The sequence below is a fragment of the Kribbella sp. NPDC051620 genome (assembly GCF_044453825.1).
Taxonomy (GTDB): domain Bacteria; phylum Actinomycetota; class Actinomycetes; order Propionibacteriales; family Kribbellaceae; genus Kribbella.
The window spans coordinates 1,083,240-1,097,021 of sequence record NZ_JBITDB010000004.1; the positions used below are offsets into that span (position 1 = coordinate 1,083,240).

The 13,782-nt window shown below is 68.3% G+C and carries 15 protein-coding genes and 1 riboswitch; of the genes, 6 read left to right on the forward strand and 9 right to left on the reverse strand.

Features of this window, described 5'->3' with window-relative positions:
* Positions 1 to 19: 19 nt before the first annotated feature.
* Positions 20 to 907 carry an ABC transporter ATP-binding protein gene (locus ACIA12_RS24180; RefSeq protein WP_396369301.1) on the reverse strand — a complete coding sequence of 296 codons (888 nt, stop codon included), beginning with the start codon at positions 905 to 907 and terminating at the stop codon, positions 20 to 22.
* Positions 908 to 1,073: 166 nt separating this feature from the next.
* Here ACIA12_RS24180 and ACIA12_RS24185 point away from each other — a divergent pair, with 166 nt between their 5' ends.
* Together ACIA12_RS24185 and ACIA12_RS24190 are read left to right on the forward strand one after the other, a co-directional pair.
* Positions 1,074 to 2,237: a sensor histidine kinase gene (locus tag ACIA12_RS24185; protein ID WP_396369302.1), complete on the forward strand. Its 1,164-nt coding sequence runs from the start codon at positions 1,074 to 1,076 to the stop codon at positions 2,235 to 2,237.
* Positions 2,234 to 2,890, forward strand: coding sequence for a response regulator (locus ACIA12_RS24190; RefSeq protein ID WP_396369303.1), 657 nt, complete (start codon positions 2,234 to 2,236; stop codon positions 2,888 to 2,890). Before ACIA12_RS24185 ends, ACIA12_RS24190 begins: the two co-directional genes overlap by 4 nt.
* Before the next feature lie 111 nt (positions 2,891 to 3,001).
* Here the strand turns inward: ACIA12_RS24190 and ACIA12_RS24195 are convergent, their stop codons facing one another.
* The gene (locus tag ACIA12_RS24195) at positions 3,002 to 3,859 is read right to left on the reverse strand and encodes an NlpC/P60 family protein (RefSeq protein ID WP_396369304.1); all 858 of its coding nucleotides are present in this window, start codon (positions 3,857 to 3,859) and stop codon (positions 3,002 to 3,004) included.
* Positions 3,859 to 4,052: riboswitch (cyclic di-AMP (ydaO/yuaA leader) on the reverse strand. (Overlaps the previous gene by 1 nt.)
* Positions 4,053 to 4,312: 260 nt before the next feature.
* The gene (locus tag ACIA12_RS24200) at positions 4,313 to 5,275 is read right to left on the reverse strand and encodes a threo-3-hydroxy-L-aspartate ammonia-lyase (RefSeq protein ID WP_396369305.1); all 963 of its coding nucleotides are present in this window, start codon (positions 5,273 to 5,275) and stop codon (positions 4,313 to 4,315) included.
* Positions 5,276 to 5,362: 87 nt separating this feature from the next.
* Here ACIA12_RS24200 and ACIA12_RS24205 point away from each other — a divergent pair, with 87 nt between their 5' ends.
* On the forward strand, positions 5,363 to 5,725 hold the full coding sequence (locus ACIA12_RS24205; protein ID WP_396369306.1) for a YciI family protein: 363 nt from the start codon (positions 5,363 to 5,365) through the stop codon (positions 5,723 to 5,725).
* A gap of 70 nt (positions 5,726 to 5,795) precedes the next feature.
* On the opposite strand, the gene ACIA12_RS24210 is transcribed toward ACIA12_RS24205, so the two are convergent.
* Together ACIA12_RS24210 and ACIA12_RS24215 are read right to left on the reverse strand one after the other, a co-directional pair.
* Entirely contained in the window at positions 5,796 to 5,978 is a 183-nt protein-coding gene (locus ACIA12_RS24210) for a YegP family protein (protein ID WP_396369307.1), read from the reverse strand.
* Between the two features lie 91 nt (positions 5,979 to 6,069).
* Complete coding sequence (locus ACIA12_RS24215) at positions 6,070 to 6,750, reverse strand: TetR/AcrR family transcriptional regulator (protein WP_396369308.1); 681 nt, start codon at positions 6,748 to 6,750, stop codon at positions 6,070 to 6,072.
* 90 nt (positions 6,751 to 6,840) lie between these two features.
* On the opposite strand from ACIA12_RS24215, the gene ACIA12_RS24220 reads away from it, so the two are divergent.
* Positions 6,841 to 8,268 carry an MFS transporter gene (locus ACIA12_RS24220; protein ID WP_396369309.1) on the forward strand — a complete coding sequence of 476 codons (1,428 nt, stop codon included), beginning with the start codon at positions 6,841 to 6,843 and terminating at the stop codon, positions 8,266 to 8,268.
* Positions 8,269 to 8,315: 47 nt separating this feature from the next.
* Here the strand turns inward: ACIA12_RS24220 and ACIA12_RS24225 are convergent, their stop codons facing one another.
* A complete protein-coding gene (locus ACIA12_RS24225) occupies positions 8,316 to 9,059 on the reverse strand; it encodes a phytanoyl-CoA dioxygenase family protein (protein WP_396369310.1) in 744 nt (247 codons plus the stop codon).
* A gap of 70 nt (positions 9,060 to 9,129) precedes the next feature.
* On the opposite strand from ACIA12_RS24225, the gene ACIA12_RS24230 reads away from it, so the two are divergent.
* Complete coding sequence (locus ACIA12_RS24230) at positions 9,130 to 9,975, forward strand: AraC family transcriptional regulator (protein WP_396369311.1); 846 nt, start codon at positions 9,130 to 9,132, stop codon at positions 9,973 to 9,975.
* Here ACIA12_RS24230 and ACIA12_RS24235 read toward each other — a convergent pair.
* Complete coding sequence (locus ACIA12_RS24235) at positions 9,968 to 10,813, reverse strand: TolB family protein (protein ID WP_396369312.1); 846 nt, start codon at positions 10,811 to 10,813, stop codon at positions 9,968 to 9,970. The two genes, ACIA12_RS24230 and ACIA12_RS24235, sit on opposite strands and share 8 nt — an antisense overlap.
* Positions 10,814 to 10,959: 146 nt before the next feature.
* On the opposite strand from ACIA12_RS24235, the gene ACIA12_RS24240 reads away from it, so the two are divergent.
* Positions 10,960 to 11,445, forward strand: coding sequence for a GNAT family N-acetyltransferase (locus tag ACIA12_RS24240; RefSeq protein ID WP_396369313.1), 486 nt, complete (start codon positions 10,960 to 10,962; stop codon positions 11,443 to 11,445).
* Here the strand turns inward: ACIA12_RS24240 and ACIA12_RS24245 are convergent.
* On the reverse strand, positions 11,376 to 12,608 hold the full coding sequence (locus tag ACIA12_RS24245) for a hypothetical protein (protein ID WP_396369314.1): 1,233 nt from the start codon (positions 12,606 to 12,608) through the stop codon (positions 11,376 to 11,378). The genes ACIA12_RS24240 and ACIA12_RS24245 overlap by 70 nt on opposite strands.
* A complete protein-coding gene (locus tag ACIA12_RS24250; RefSeq protein WP_396369315.1) occupies positions 12,605 to 13,690 on the reverse strand; it encodes a hypothetical protein in 1,086 nt (361 codons plus the stop codon). Before ACIA12_RS24250 ends, ACIA12_RS24245 begins: the two co-directional genes overlap by 4 nt.
* Positions 13,691 to 13,782 lie beyond the last annotated feature (92 nt).

Here is a 13,782-nt window from a genome sequence, read left to right on the forward strand (position 1 = left end):
CTAGAAAGTGTGTGGCGGGTCAGGCAGCAGCTGCGGCGGGCGTGGTGAGCTGGAAGAACAGCTCTTCCAGGCCGGCGCCGTCGCTCTCGCGCAGTTCGATCAGGACCTGGCCGGCGGCGGCCGCGGCGCGGCCGACCTGCTCGGCGGTGGCGTCGACGCGCAGCGCGCCGTCGTACAGGGGCTCGAGGTTGAGGCCGGCCGCGGTCAGTGCCTCGTTCAGGCCGATCGGGTCGAGGCCGCGGACGAGCGTGCCGCTACCGGCGAGCAGCTCCTCCAGCGAGCCGTTCGCGACGATCTTGCCGCCGCCGATGACGACCAGCCGATCGACTGTCGCCTGCACCTCGCCCAGCAGGTGGCTGGACAGGATCACCGTGCCGCCGCGGGACGCGAAGTCCTGCAGCAGTCCACGCATCCAGCGGATGCCCTCAGGGTCCATACCGTTGGCCGGCTCGTCCAGGATGAGCGCGGCCGGGTCGCCCAGCAGCGCTGCCGCGATGCCGAGCCGCTGCCGCATCCCCAGCGAGTACTGGCCGACGCGACGCTTCGCGGCCGAGGAGAGCCCGACTGCCTCCAGCATCTCGTCCGCCCGGCTGTTCGGTACGCCGAGCAGCGACGCGTTGAGCAGCAGCGTCTCGCGACCGGTCCGGCCCGGGTGCTGGGCCGCCGCGTCGAGCATGACCCCGACGACGCGCCCGGGGTTCGGCAGGTCGGAGTACTTCTTGCCGGCGATCGTCGCGCGGCCCGAGCTGGGCGGGGTGAGTCCCGTCAGCATGCGCAGGGTGGTCGACTTGCCGGCGCCGTTCGGGCCGAGGAAGCCGGTGATGCTGCCCGGCTCGACCGTGAAGGAGACGTCGCTGACCGCCGCGTGGTGGCCGTAGCGCTTGCTGAGGTTCTCGACTGTGATCATGCCCCTTACTCAACCGGTCACGACCCCCTCGCCACATCGACCGACCGTCTGGAGTCACCCCCTACTTAAGTCGCCGGGAACGCGACCGGCCCCCACCCGATGGGGGACACCAGGCATCAACGGAAGAGGGACGTAAGTCCTGACGTGCCGCGACTACGCTGACTCAATGCAACGGTTGCGGCGCTGGTATGCCTGGTTCGTCCGGCGCGCCCCGCGCATCCGCGACCTGATGTACATCGGCTTCAGCCTGCTCACGATCGTCGCGCAGGCCGCCTCGGGCAAGCCTGGCTGGCACACAGGCGACTGGATGGTGCTCGGCGTCGGCATCGTCGCGTCGCTGGCCCTGTGGTGGCGCCGGAAGTACCCGGTCGTCGTCACGGTCATCGCCGTCGTAGCGCTCGGCTCGGTCGGCATCTTCATGCCGGTCGGGCTCGCCCTGCTCACGCTGGCGATCCGCCGGCGAGACCTGGCAATGGGAGTGCTGACCTTCGCGGCGTACGTCGCGTACGTGCTCCAGAATCGGCCGCCCGATGGCGATCTCTGGGTTCCCATCTTCAGCGGCCCCTTCCTGATCGGCGCCTGGGTGGCGGTCGGCGCCTACATCGGTGCCCGGCGGGACCTGATGGCGTCGCTGCGGGATCGCGCCGAGCGCGCCGAGGCGGAGCGGGAGCTGAGAGCCGAGCAGGCCCGGCTGGGCGAGCGGGCCCGGATCGCGCAGGAGATGCACGACGTACTGGCCCACAAGGTCTCCCTGATCGCGCTGCACGCCGGCGGGCTCGAGGTGAACCCAGCCGTCGGTGCGGACAAGGTCGAGAGCTCGGCCGGGCTGATCCGCGAGACCGCCCGGCAGGCGATGGAGGACCTGCGCGAGGTTCTGGGTGTACTGCGGACCGACCTGAGTCAGGCCGGCGCCGACCTTGCTCCGGTACCACGTGCCGCCGATCTGGAGCGGTTGGTGGAGGCGTCGCGCGCGGCCGGCGTCCAGGTGACGAGCTCGCTGATGCTGCCGGACGACGTACCGGCTCTGGTCGGGCGGACGGTTTATCGGGTCGTCCAGGAGGCGCTGACCAATGTGCACAAGCATGCGCGCGGGGTCCATACCGAGGTACTGGTCGAAGGCGCGCCCGGGACCGGGGTCAATGTCCGGGTGACCAACGTCCGGCCGGTGGCGGCTGATTCACTGTTGCCCGGCTCCGGCGCGGGGCTCGTCGGGCTGCGCGAGCGCGTGACGCTGTCCGGTGGGCGTCTCGACGCCGGACCTACTCAGGACGGCGGGTGGCGAGTGGAAGCTTGGCTGCCCTGGTCCGATGGCAAAGAGGGAGAGCGATGACGCGGCTGTTGATCGTGGACGACGAGGCGCTGGTGCGGGCCGGGCTGAAGATGATCCTGGAGTCGGCCGACGATCTCGAGGTGGTCGCGGAGGCTGATGACGGCGCCGACGCGGCCGCGATGGTCCGCCAGCACCGGCCGGACGTCGTCTTGATGGACATCCGGATGCCGCGGCTGGACGGGCTCGCCGCGACCCGGGAGGTCCAGGCGTTGCCGGATCCGCCGAAGGTCGTCGTACTGACCACGTTCGACCTGGACGACTACGTGTTCCGGGCGCTGCAGGCCGGGGCGAGTGGGTTCCTGCTCAAGGACACCCCGCCGCGGGAGCTGGTCCAGGCGGTTCGGGTGGTGGCGGCCGGCGACGCGATGCTCTCGCCGGCCGTGACGAAGCGGCTGATCGGGCACTTCGCGGCCGATCCCCGGACGGACCGGCAGCGGACCGCGCGGGAACGGCTGACGGCGCTCACCGATCGGGAGCGCGAAGTACTGGCGGCGGTCGCGCGCGGGCTGTCCAACGCGGACATCGGCCGGCAGCTGTTCATGAGCGAGGCGACCGTGAAGGCGCACGTCTCCCGGGTGCTGGTGAAGCTGGACGCCACCAACCGGGTCCAGGTCGCGATCCTGGCGCACGACGCGGGTCTGCTCGATCTGTAGACATGGACAACCGGCCGGGCGTCGTCGGGAGGGGTGGGGGGTGACGACGCCACGACCGGTTGTCAGGTCAGCGGCCGGTGGGGGGAGTCAGACCGCTGACGGGTTGGATCCTCAGACGCGGCCGAAGGCCACGCTGCTGGTCCAGATCTTCGCCTTGCCGATCGGCTTACCCGGCTTGGAGGCGTGCCACAGCATGTTCGACCCGGCGTAGATGCCGACGTGGTACACGCCGCCACCACCGCTGCGGAAGAACACCAGGTCGCCCGGCTTCGCGGCCGTCCGGCTGATGTGCTTCGTCGCGCTGTACTGCTGACGCGACGTACGGGGCAGCTTCTTGCCGGCCTTCTTGTACACGTAGCCGGTGTAGCCGGAGCAGTCGAAGCCACGGGTCGTCGTGCCGCCGTAGCGGTACGGGGTGCCCTTGAGCTTCGCGGCCTCACGCAGCACCTTGGCGCGGAAGGTCGTGGTGGTCGTCGTACCGACCTTGCCGTAGAGCACGCCGTGGTTGGCGGCCCAGGTCAGCCGGCCCCAGGTGGGCTTGTTCATGTAGCCGGTCGCGCTGAGGCCCCAGGAGCGCTGGAACTTCTTCAGCGCGCCGACGGTGCCGTTGCCGAACCAGCCGTCCTGACGCAGGCGCAGCGTCTTCTGAACGTACTTGACGGTTTTGCCCGAGTCGCGGAAGCGAATCAGGGGGCGACTGGCGATGCTCGCGTTGCCGCGGATCTGGCCGGCGGTGAGCTTCGCGGTGGTTGCTGCCGAGGCGGTCTGCGGAGCGGTGACCACGCTGATCGCGGCTCCACCACCGACGGCGAGGCCGACCGAGAGGACGGCCGCCGCGGCGCGAGGGGCGGCCGCGGACTTGCTGGACTTGCGGTGCTTCGCCAACCCGCGGCCGGTGGGCCGGGTACTGGCATCGCTGGACTGACTGACGGCGCCATGAAGCGCTGTCCGTCGGGCAGTGACGGGCATGGTTGTCTCCCGACGCCTGTGAAGTTAGCTGTCGGGTTCGGGCTGAGAGTCAATAGCCCGGTCCGCTCCCGCGGACTTCACCCCAGGGACCCGACCACTCACGGTCGGGACCCAACTTCCTGGGTCCCCCACTCCTGCCATGTGGTGTTCGAGGGGAGCGGGTGTGCCTGGCAGGACTCGGCGTTGACACACTCGCAGTTCGGCGCATTTGTCGAACCGCCGACGACTGTATAACAGAACGATCACGACGCAAACCCTCAGATCCACAGAGACCCTCCGGAAAGGGCCTGAACGGCTCTCTGACGGCTCAACGATCCAGGGTGAACACCAGGTGTCCTGAGCGCGTCTGAGCGTGTCTCAGGCGGCCGCACAGCGAATTGCTGTGACCCCGGTCACATCCGGAAGTCGCTTTCTGTGACAACGGGCACAGTGCGTACTCAGGCTCCCCTTGGCTCAGCGCTTTCCGAGCAGCTCCAACCACCGCTCCAGGCCCACGTTCCCGCCGGAAATCACCACTCCGACGCGCTCGGGCAGGTTCTGGATCCGGCCGGCCAGCAAAGCCGCCAGCGCGCAGGCGCCACTCGGCTCGACGACCACCTTCAGCCGCTCGAAGACGAACGTCATCGCGGCCCGGATCTCGTCGTCGCTGACGAGCTCGACGCCGTCCACCAGCCGCTGGACGACCGGGAAGGTCAGTTCGCCCGGCGTGGAGATGGCCTGTCCGTCGGCGATCGTCCGCGGTACTTCGATCTCGACCCGCTCGCCCGCTGCCAGCGACCGGGCGGTGTCGTCACCCGCCGCCGGCTCGACACCGATCACCCGGATGCCCGGCGACAACTCGGTCGCTGCCGTCGCGCACCCCGCGATCAGGCCGCCGCCCCCGATCGGTACCAGCAGGGCGCCGAGTGGGCCGACCTCCTCGATCAACTCCAGCGCGACTGTGCCCTGGCCGGCCATCACGTCGTAGTGGTCGTACGGCGGAATCAGGGTCAGCCCGCGCTCCTCGGACAACTGCCTGGCCAGGGCTGCCCGGTCCTGCCCGTACCTGTCATACGTCACCACCTCGGCGCCGTACCCGCGGGTGGCCGCGACCTTGGTGGGCGGCGCATCCTTCGGCATCAGGATGACGGCCGTCGTCCCGGCCAGGCGCGCGGCCAGTGCGACGGCCTGCGCGTGGTTGCCCGACGAGTACGCCGCGACGCCGCTGGCGAGCTGCTCCGGCGAGAGCCGGCTGATCGCGTTGAACGCGCCACGGAACTTGAACGCCCCGATCCGCTGGAAGTTCTCCGCCTTGAGGAACACCTCCGCGCCCACCCGCTCGTTCAGCGTGCGCGAGGTCAGTACCGGCGTCCGGTGCGCGAACCCCTTGATCCGTCCGGCCGCCGCCTGCACGTCCGTGAAAGTCAGCTCAGTCATGACCAGAAGCTATGTCAAAGTGGCGGAGCCCGCTCCGTACTGATCACGAGAGGTTCCCAGCGGGGAGCCGATGGCAAAGGAGAGATCGTGAAATATCTCGTTGTGCTGAACATCAACCCGGACGTGCTGAACGCGCTGAGCGAGGCCGAGCAGCAGGCGATCTTCAGCGGGCACGAGAAGTTCCTGCAGGTCGTCCAGGAGTCCGGCGAGTTCCACAGCACGGTCGCGCTGGCCGAGCCGGCCAAGACGTCGGTGGTCAAGGTGCGCGACGGGGTGCCGGCCGTGACGGACGGCCCGTTCCTGGAGGCGAAGGAGTTCCTCGCCGGGTACTACCTGCTCGACTGCGCCACGCCGGAACGCGCCCAGGAGCTGGCCGCGATGATTCCGGACGCCGCGATCGAGGGGCTCGGCGTCGAGGTGCGTGAGGTCGTCCACGAGCTGGGGCTCTGACTCGTCCCCGGAACGACACAACGGCAGGAGCTCCGCTTCGGGGAGTTCCTGCCGTTGTGTTCGTGCGCGTTCAGGCGGTCTGGTCGTCCACGTTCGCGTCGCCGGCGTTCTTCTTCACGGACTCGATCCCGTTCAGGGCGCCGTCCTTGGTCTTGTAGCTCTCGCTGACGGCGATCACCTCGCCGTTGCCGGCCTTGAGGCGGAACCGGAACCCGCCCGACTTGTCTTCGTACAGCTCGAACTTGCCCGCCATGAGAAACCCTCCGTGTAATGGTCTGACTCCGTTTCGGAGCGTAGACCCCGCGACTGACTTGTGGCGGGAGGCCGGAAGGTGTGTGTCGGGCTCAGCCGTGCAGATCCGCCCGCACGCCGCGGATCCCGGCGACGACGAGGTCGACGCCGAGGTTGTAGTACTCGTCGTGTGAGGTCGGGCAGATCAAGGTGTCCGCCGCCGCGGTGATCAGCGGATAGCGGTGCGGGGAGAGAGCGGCGAGTGAGGCGCGCTTGGCACGCAGGCCGTCTTCGCGGGCGACCGGGTCGGTGTCCTCGGTCGCGCCGGGCTCCGCCGTCACCAGCGTGATCAGCGAGCAGACCGACTGCCGCCCCACCTCCGCCGCGTAGTCGGTGGAGAAGCCGCCCTGGACCAGCAGCTCCATCGTCCGCTCGGCGAGCGCGAGCCCGTCCAGCGAGACGAGGATCCGGTACAACGTCAGGCCCGCCGCCTTGGGATGCGGCCGGAGCGCCTTCACCAGGGCGGCCAGTACCGCGCGCAGTTGGATGTCCCACGGCTCCTCGGTCGGCTCGGGCAGCGCGATGTCGGCCAGGATCCGGTCGCCGACCGCCGCGAGCAGGTCGTCCTTGTCGCTGAAGTGCCGGTAGAGCGCCATCGGCGTCACGTCGTGCAGCTGGGCGAGCCGGCGGATGGTGAGCGCGTCCAGCCCTTCGGCGTCGGCGATCTCCAGCGCGCTGGTCGCGAGGGTGTGCGGGTCTAGCCGCTTGGCGGTCGGGCTGCTGGTCGGGGGCACGTTGACAAGTTTACAACGTAGACCTACGGTTTACGAAGTACGCATACAACGTATACATACAACGTAGACACTCTCCCTGTGAGGTAAGCAATGCGACGCAGTCCCTGGTCGACGCTGGCGGTCCTGGCGCTGGCGCAGTTCATCGTGGTGCTCGACGTGACGATCGTGAACGTCGCGCTGCCCGACATCCAGGCGGACCTGAAGTTCTCCGCCGACTCACTGCAATGGGTGATCAACGCCTACACGCTGCTGTTCGGCGGCTTCCTGCTGCTCGGCGGCCGGATGGCGGACATCCTCGGCCCGCGTCGGGTCTTCGTCGGCGGCCTGGTGCTCTTCGGCGCCGCCTCGCTGGTGGCAGGGCTGTCCAACTCGCCCGAGTTCCTGATCGGCGCCCGCGCCGTCCAGGGTCTGGGCGGCGCGTTGCTGTCACCGGCGGCGCTCGCGATCCTGACCGTCACCTTCGCGCACGGCCGGGATCGGAACATCGCGATGGGCGTCTGGGGTGGGCTGGCCGGCCTCGGCGGCACGCTCGGCGTGGTGGCCGGAGGCCTGCTGGTCGACTCGCTGAGCTGGCAGTGGGTGTTCTTCGTGAACGTGCCGATCGTGGTCGGCCTGGTCGCGCTGATCCCGGTCTACATCCGCGACACCCGGCACAACGAGAACGGCAACCGCGCCTTCGACACGGCCGGCGCAGTGCTGGGTACCGCGGGTCTGCTTGCTGTCGTCTACGCCGTCGTGCGGTCCGAGCCGAAGGGCTGGGGTTCGGCTGAGGTCGTCACCTTCCTCATCGCTGGCGTCGTGCTGCTGGCCGCCTTCGTGATGGTCGAGCGCCGGTCGAAGGCGCCGCTGGTTCCGCTGCGGCTGTTCCGGTCGCGGGCGCTGAGCGTTTCGAGCGGCGCGCTGGCGCTCAACGGCGCGGGCTTCCTGTCGATGTTCTTCCTGACCGCCATCTACCTGCAGCAGGTTCGTGGCGACTCCGCGCTCGAGGCCGGTCTGCACTTCCTGCCGATGGGTGGCGCGGCGATCGTCGGCGCGGTGCTCGCCTCGCAGCTCGTCCAGAAGGTCGGCACCAGGACTGTGCAGCTGGGTGGCGCGGTGCTCAGTCTGGCCGGGCTGCTGCTGCTCTCGCAGGCCGGCGCTACCGACAGCTACGCCGGGCATCTGCTGCCCGGCTTCATCATCTTCGGCTTCGGCATCCTCGGGGTCGGCGTACCGGGACAGATCACGGCGGTCTCCGAGGTCGAGCACCACGAGGCCGGCGCCGCGTCGGGCGTGGTGAGCGCGATGTACCAGGTCGGTGGCGCCCTGGGCCTGGCGATCGTGACGACGCTGTCCATCACCCGTACCACGGATGCGCTGGCCAGCGGAGTCGCGCAGCAGCAGGCGCTCGTCGAAGGATTCCAGCGTGGCCTGTTGGTGGCCGCCGGGTTCGCGGTCGCCAATGTCCTGCTGACGTTGGCATCGCCGCAACTGCAGCCCACCGCGGAGCAACTGACCGAGGCAGCAGCCGCCGCCTGAGTGTCGTTGCCTTTGGCCCCCATCTTGTGGATGGGGGCCAAGGGCATTCAGTACGGTCGGGGAAACATGTCACCGTCCAGAGCGCTCCCCGGTGCGAGGTTCAAGGGATCGGTCACCGGGTGGGGCGCGCCGTTGTATCGGGTGCCCTCGTCCATGTAGATGGTCACGTGGGCCAGGCGTGCCAGGTCGGTGCGGTTGGGGAGCGCCATGTGGCCGGTGTAGCTGTTGTGGAACGTGCAGTCGCCGGCTCGCAAGGGGACGGTGACGCGAGGGATCCAGCGCAGTGCGGGAGCCACCTGGAAGAGGTCGTCCTCGTCGTGCAGGTTCTGGGGTTGCAGCGTGGTGTGGTGATGACTGCCGGGGAGGAAGGTCATACAGCCCCGCTCGGGCGGTACGTCCACCAAGGCGATCCACGCCGACAGGGAGTGGCTTTCGTTCGCATGCGGCCAGTAGGGCCTGTCCTGATGGAACTCGGTCGCCGCATTGTTGTGCAGCTCCTTCACCAGCAGCTGGTCATGCCACACCCGCACCGGTACGCCGGCCAGCCGCTCCGCCACCCGAGCCACCCCTGGATGCAGCGTGAGCTCCCGTCCGATCTCGTCGTACTGCCACACGTTCACCAGTTGCGCGAACACCCCGCCCTTCTCCAGACTCTCGCTCCGATGCTTGGCCAGGTACGCGGTCGCCGCCTCCCGGAAGCGCTCGACCTCTTCCGGGCCGAGGATTCCCGGAACTCGGACGAACCCGTTCTGCCGGTACTCCGCAACAACCTCATCGCTCAGCTCACTCATGACTCCAGCCTGGCCAGCCGGTACCCGCGACGCCTAGGCGGATCCCGGCCAACGCTCGTACGATCCCGACATGCCCGAGACTCTCCACGAGCACGCGCTGTTCGCCGGCAACTCGGTCCTGGGCGCAGTACACACGTTGAGCGACGCAGTACCGGCCCATACTCACGACTTCGTCGAGCTGGCCGTCATCGGCCCAGGGGAGGGCCGGCATCTCACCAGTAGTGGCGAACGCCCACTCCAGCACGGCGATGTCATCGTGCTCCGCCCTGGCGCTTGGCACGCCTTCACTGGTTGCACTGACCTCACAGTGGCGAACTGCTGCGTCTCCACCCGGGCACTGCACGCCGAATTGGCGGGGCTGCGCGAGTTCCCGGAGTACCGGCGTCTGCTCTGGACAGAGCCGTCTGCGCCCGGCTCGTACGGCGTACATGTCGCTACTGTCGACTCAGTGGCGGCCACTGACGCGATCACCGCAATCGCTGCCCTGGAAGCACATCTGAGGACTGGTACTGCTGCGTGGGGCCGGTTGCTGGGCCACCTGGCCACTGTGCTCGGCATCCTCGCCGACGCACGCACGCCAACGGCAACATTTAAACGCCATCCAGCAGTGGCAACCTGCCTCGCCCTGCTCGAAGCCGACCCGGCTAATGCCTGGCGCTTGGACGACCTGGCCGCTGCCGTCACGCTCGACGCCGCGTACCTCGGCCGGATCTTCCGCAAGTCGACCGGCCTCTCACCGCTCGACTACCTGGCCCGCCTCCGAGCAGAACGCGCAGCAGCCCTGCTCGCCAACTCGGACCTCCCGATCGCCCGCATCGGTGCAGAGGTCGGCTGGCCCGATCCAACCTATTTCGCCCGCCGCTTCCGCACCCTGTCCGGCTTGACGCCAACGGAGTACCGGCAGCGGTCTAGCTGATCGGGTAGGCGACGTAGGCGAAGTACTGGCCGTCCGGTGACCAGCTCGGGACATTCATCGTGCCCTGGCCGCCGAACACCGTTGCCACCTCGCGGATCCGTCCGGTTGTCTCGAGCAACCGCACCCGGACGTCCTCGACGTCGGCGGGATGACCTTCGGTGCCCGGCGGGAAACTCACGTACGCGACCAGCGAACCGTCCGGCGACGGATGCGGGAACCAGTTCACCCGCTCGTCGAAGGTCAACTGCTCGACGACCTCACCCTTGATCCGGAACAACTGCGCCTGTCCGGCCCGCTCGGAGTTGAAGTAGATCCACTCCCCATCAGGCCCGTACTCCGCGCCGTCGTCGGCGAACTCGTCGTCGGTGATCTGCAGATCGGCCCCACCGGCCGCCGGAACCGTGTACACGTTGGTGATCCGCCGCCCGTCCCGGTTCTCCAACCCGATGTAGGCCAGCCGCTCACCATCCGGCGAAATCCCGTGCAGGTAGTGGTGAACGCCATGCTCGTTGCTCACCCGCCGGCCGACTCCGCCGGTGAGCGGTACGGCGTACAGGTGCCCGTCCTCCGCCGATACATAGACCGTCGTTGCATCCGGGCTGACGACATGATCGTTGTTGATCTCCGGTACGCCGCCGAGCTCGATCGGCTCGAGCTCGCCACCACCGGCCGGTACCGCGAACAACCCGCCGTCCCCGTTGACGATCAGCCGATCGCCGGCCCAGTTGGGCGCCTCGAACAACAACGTCGAGGACCTGAACACCAGCCTCGACTCAAATGTCACGACATCCACGACGTAAAGCTCGGCCAGCTGATCAGCACGAAGTTTTCTGGGCACGTTGCCACCCTAGGCCCTGTTAGGGAAACGTCAGATTTGCGTCACGGCTGTTTGACACTCCGCGATCGCGGACACACTCACTGCGGTGCTGTCACAGTTTTGTCATGCGCTGTCGACAGTGCGGAGACGCACGGAGGGGGTCGGCCTTGGAGTTCCAGGTGCTCGCCGCGGACGACTGGCAGCTGTTGCGGGACGTCCGGCTGCAAGCCCTCAAGGACTCGCCCGGGGCCTACATCTCCAACTACGAGACCGAGGCCTCCTGGACCGAGGCGTCCTGGCGGCGTTCCTTCGCCGACGCCCTCTGGGTGGTCCTGCGCAACAGCCGCCGGATCATCGGCCTGGCCCGTTCGTTACGGGTCGACGGCCGTCCACCCGACGAACGCCACCTCGAAGCCGTCTGGGTCGAGCCACGCCACCGGCGTACCGGCGTGATGCGAGCACTCCTGGTCTACCTGACCGAGCTCGAACCGGACGTCCACGACTGGCTCCTGTGGGTCCTCGACCACAACGCCGAGGCCCTGGAGGCCTACGAACGCCTAGGCTTCGAACCCACCGGCGAACGTCAGCAGCTCACCGACGCCTCGGGCAGAACAGAGGTCAGATTCCGGCGGAGCGCGCTGTCCATCCCGTAGCCGTCCTGGCGCCCGTAGCCACAGGAGATCCAGTTCGTCAGCCCGAGCTCGTCGAGCGCGTCGCGCTCGGTGAGAGCGGTCCCGTCGGCGCTCAGTGCGGACTTCCAGCGGACCTCGTCCTCGCGCCAGGCGGCGATGAAGTCGACACAGGTGCCGGGGGAGATCCGGTGCAGCTGCCCCTCGGCGGCATCGAGCGAGTTCAGTGCCTCCGCGATCCGCCAGGTGTCGACGCCAGGGCCCTTGTTCATCAGGGTGTTCAGCCGCTGTCTGGTCTCTTCGATGACGAACCAGCGGCCCTCCTTGACGTGCTCCCAGAACCGCGGACTCGCCGCAACGCGCAGTTGGTCGTTGAAGGTCCAGCCGTGCCGGCTCTCGAACGCGGTGTACATGCCCTCGGCGAGCAGATCGCCGAACTCCTCGCGCTCGGCACGGGCCGGGTCGGCGAACGGTTCGTACTCGTCCTGGCGGACCTCGCCGACCTTGGGCAGCGATCGTTCGGCCGCGGGCCTGGAGAAGAAGAACCAGTCCTCGTTGTAGACGTCGGGGAAGAAGGACATCTCAGGATGCTGGGTGTTGACTCCCAGCACCGCGCCGCTGACGAAGACGTCCTGCCGGAACCCGGCCAGCCGCCGGGCGTGGCAGACCACCGAGTTGTCCGGGAAGTACCGGCTGGCCATCGACGCGACCGGGTGCCGGTCGAGCTGGGCGGCCAGCCGGTCCACCTGCTGCGCCTTGAACGGGAAGATGTCGTCGTCGACGAAGAGGATCTTCTTCCAGCCGCGCATCCGGGCCAGCCGCAGCCCGATGTTCCGCTTGGCACTGAGATCACTCGACCGGCCGGCGCTGGCCTGGTGGAAGTCCGGTGCCGAGGTCAGCGGATGCCAGGACTGCGGGTAGCCGGCCGGTACGTCGATGATCAGGCCGCGGGCGCCGAAGGTGTTCCGCACCCGCTTGGCGACACCTTCGATCTGCGCCTGATGGCTGCACAGGACGACCAGCGGCACCGACAGCGCCGTGGCGAGCGTGATCAGATGCTGTGGCAGCGAGGCGCGTGCGGCGGGAACCACGATCGCGTCGAGACCGCTGCGGGTGAGCGGCTCTGAGGCCCTCGACACGTCGCTGAGCAACGACGCGTGCGACTGCCGGTGTTTGAACTGGCTCATTCCCTCTTCACCTTGTGGTCTGGCTCCCACTGGTAGAGCCGGTTCTCGGAGATTTCCAGGTCGGGCGAGATCGCTTCGCCGTTGACCACCGGCACCTTCAGCAACATCGCGAACAGGCCGTCCGGGAAGTGCTGGGACAGGTAGGCCTCGTTGCGCTCGCGGACGGCGATGTCGGTCAGCGTCCGGACCGCTCCCAGCACGCCGCGGCTGTGGATGCCGTTGCAGATGGTGATCGTGCGATTGCTGTTGAACGGATTGCGCAACCGGGTCAGCAAAGCGACGTCCTCGACCAGTTCCGGTCCGTCGTCGCCGTCCTCGAACACCGGCCGGAACTCCTGACCGCCGGCGCCGCTGGCCTTGAAGATCTCGCCGGTCTTCAGGTCGGAGACCTCGAACTGGGAGATCGGCATCTCCCGCAGCGTCTTCAGCAGCCGCCGCGTCACGTGGTTCCAGCCGATGCCGCCGAGCAGCACGAGGTGGCCGGACATGTCGTCGGCCTTGACCTCCGACGGCAGCCGGTGGGTGATCTGCAGCTCGGGGTTCGAGGCGCGCAGGTGCCCCCACAACTCCATCAAGGCGTCGAGGTCGGCGTAGCGGTACATCCGGGTGTAGTTGGGGTCCTTCTCCTTGGCCAACTCCGGGCGCTCCTCGGTCGGCGCCTCCGGGCAGATGATCGTGATCGGCCCGTGGTCGAAGTCCCAGGTGTAGGACCCGCCGCTCGACGAGCCGGCGGAGGTGCCCTGGAGGCGCGCCGCAGCCTCACGCAGCCCGAGCAGTTCCTCGTGGAGTTCCTCGAACCGCTCCTTCTCGTCCGCCGTCAGCTCGCGCTCGGACACCATCTTCGGCGTACCGTCGGCGTTGGTCCGGTCCGTGCAGAAGAACAACGCGTAGGAGCGCAGCCGCTCGGCGGGCGGCAACTTCGGATTCGTCACCGACTCCCACGAGCTGATCGTGGCGATGGCCACCCGGTTGTCGTGGCTGAGCGCCTTGGCCAGCTGGGACTGGGTCAGCCCGGCGTCATGGGAGTCGCGCAGGCCTCTGAGCCGCCTGGCGAGCCGTACGGCCTCCGCAGAAGGGGCCACTCTCACTCCTGTATGTCCACGCCCGCGGACGTCCTGCGGGCCAGTTGAAACGCGATGCTACACCCATCTACACCTGAAAATACTCGTAGCAC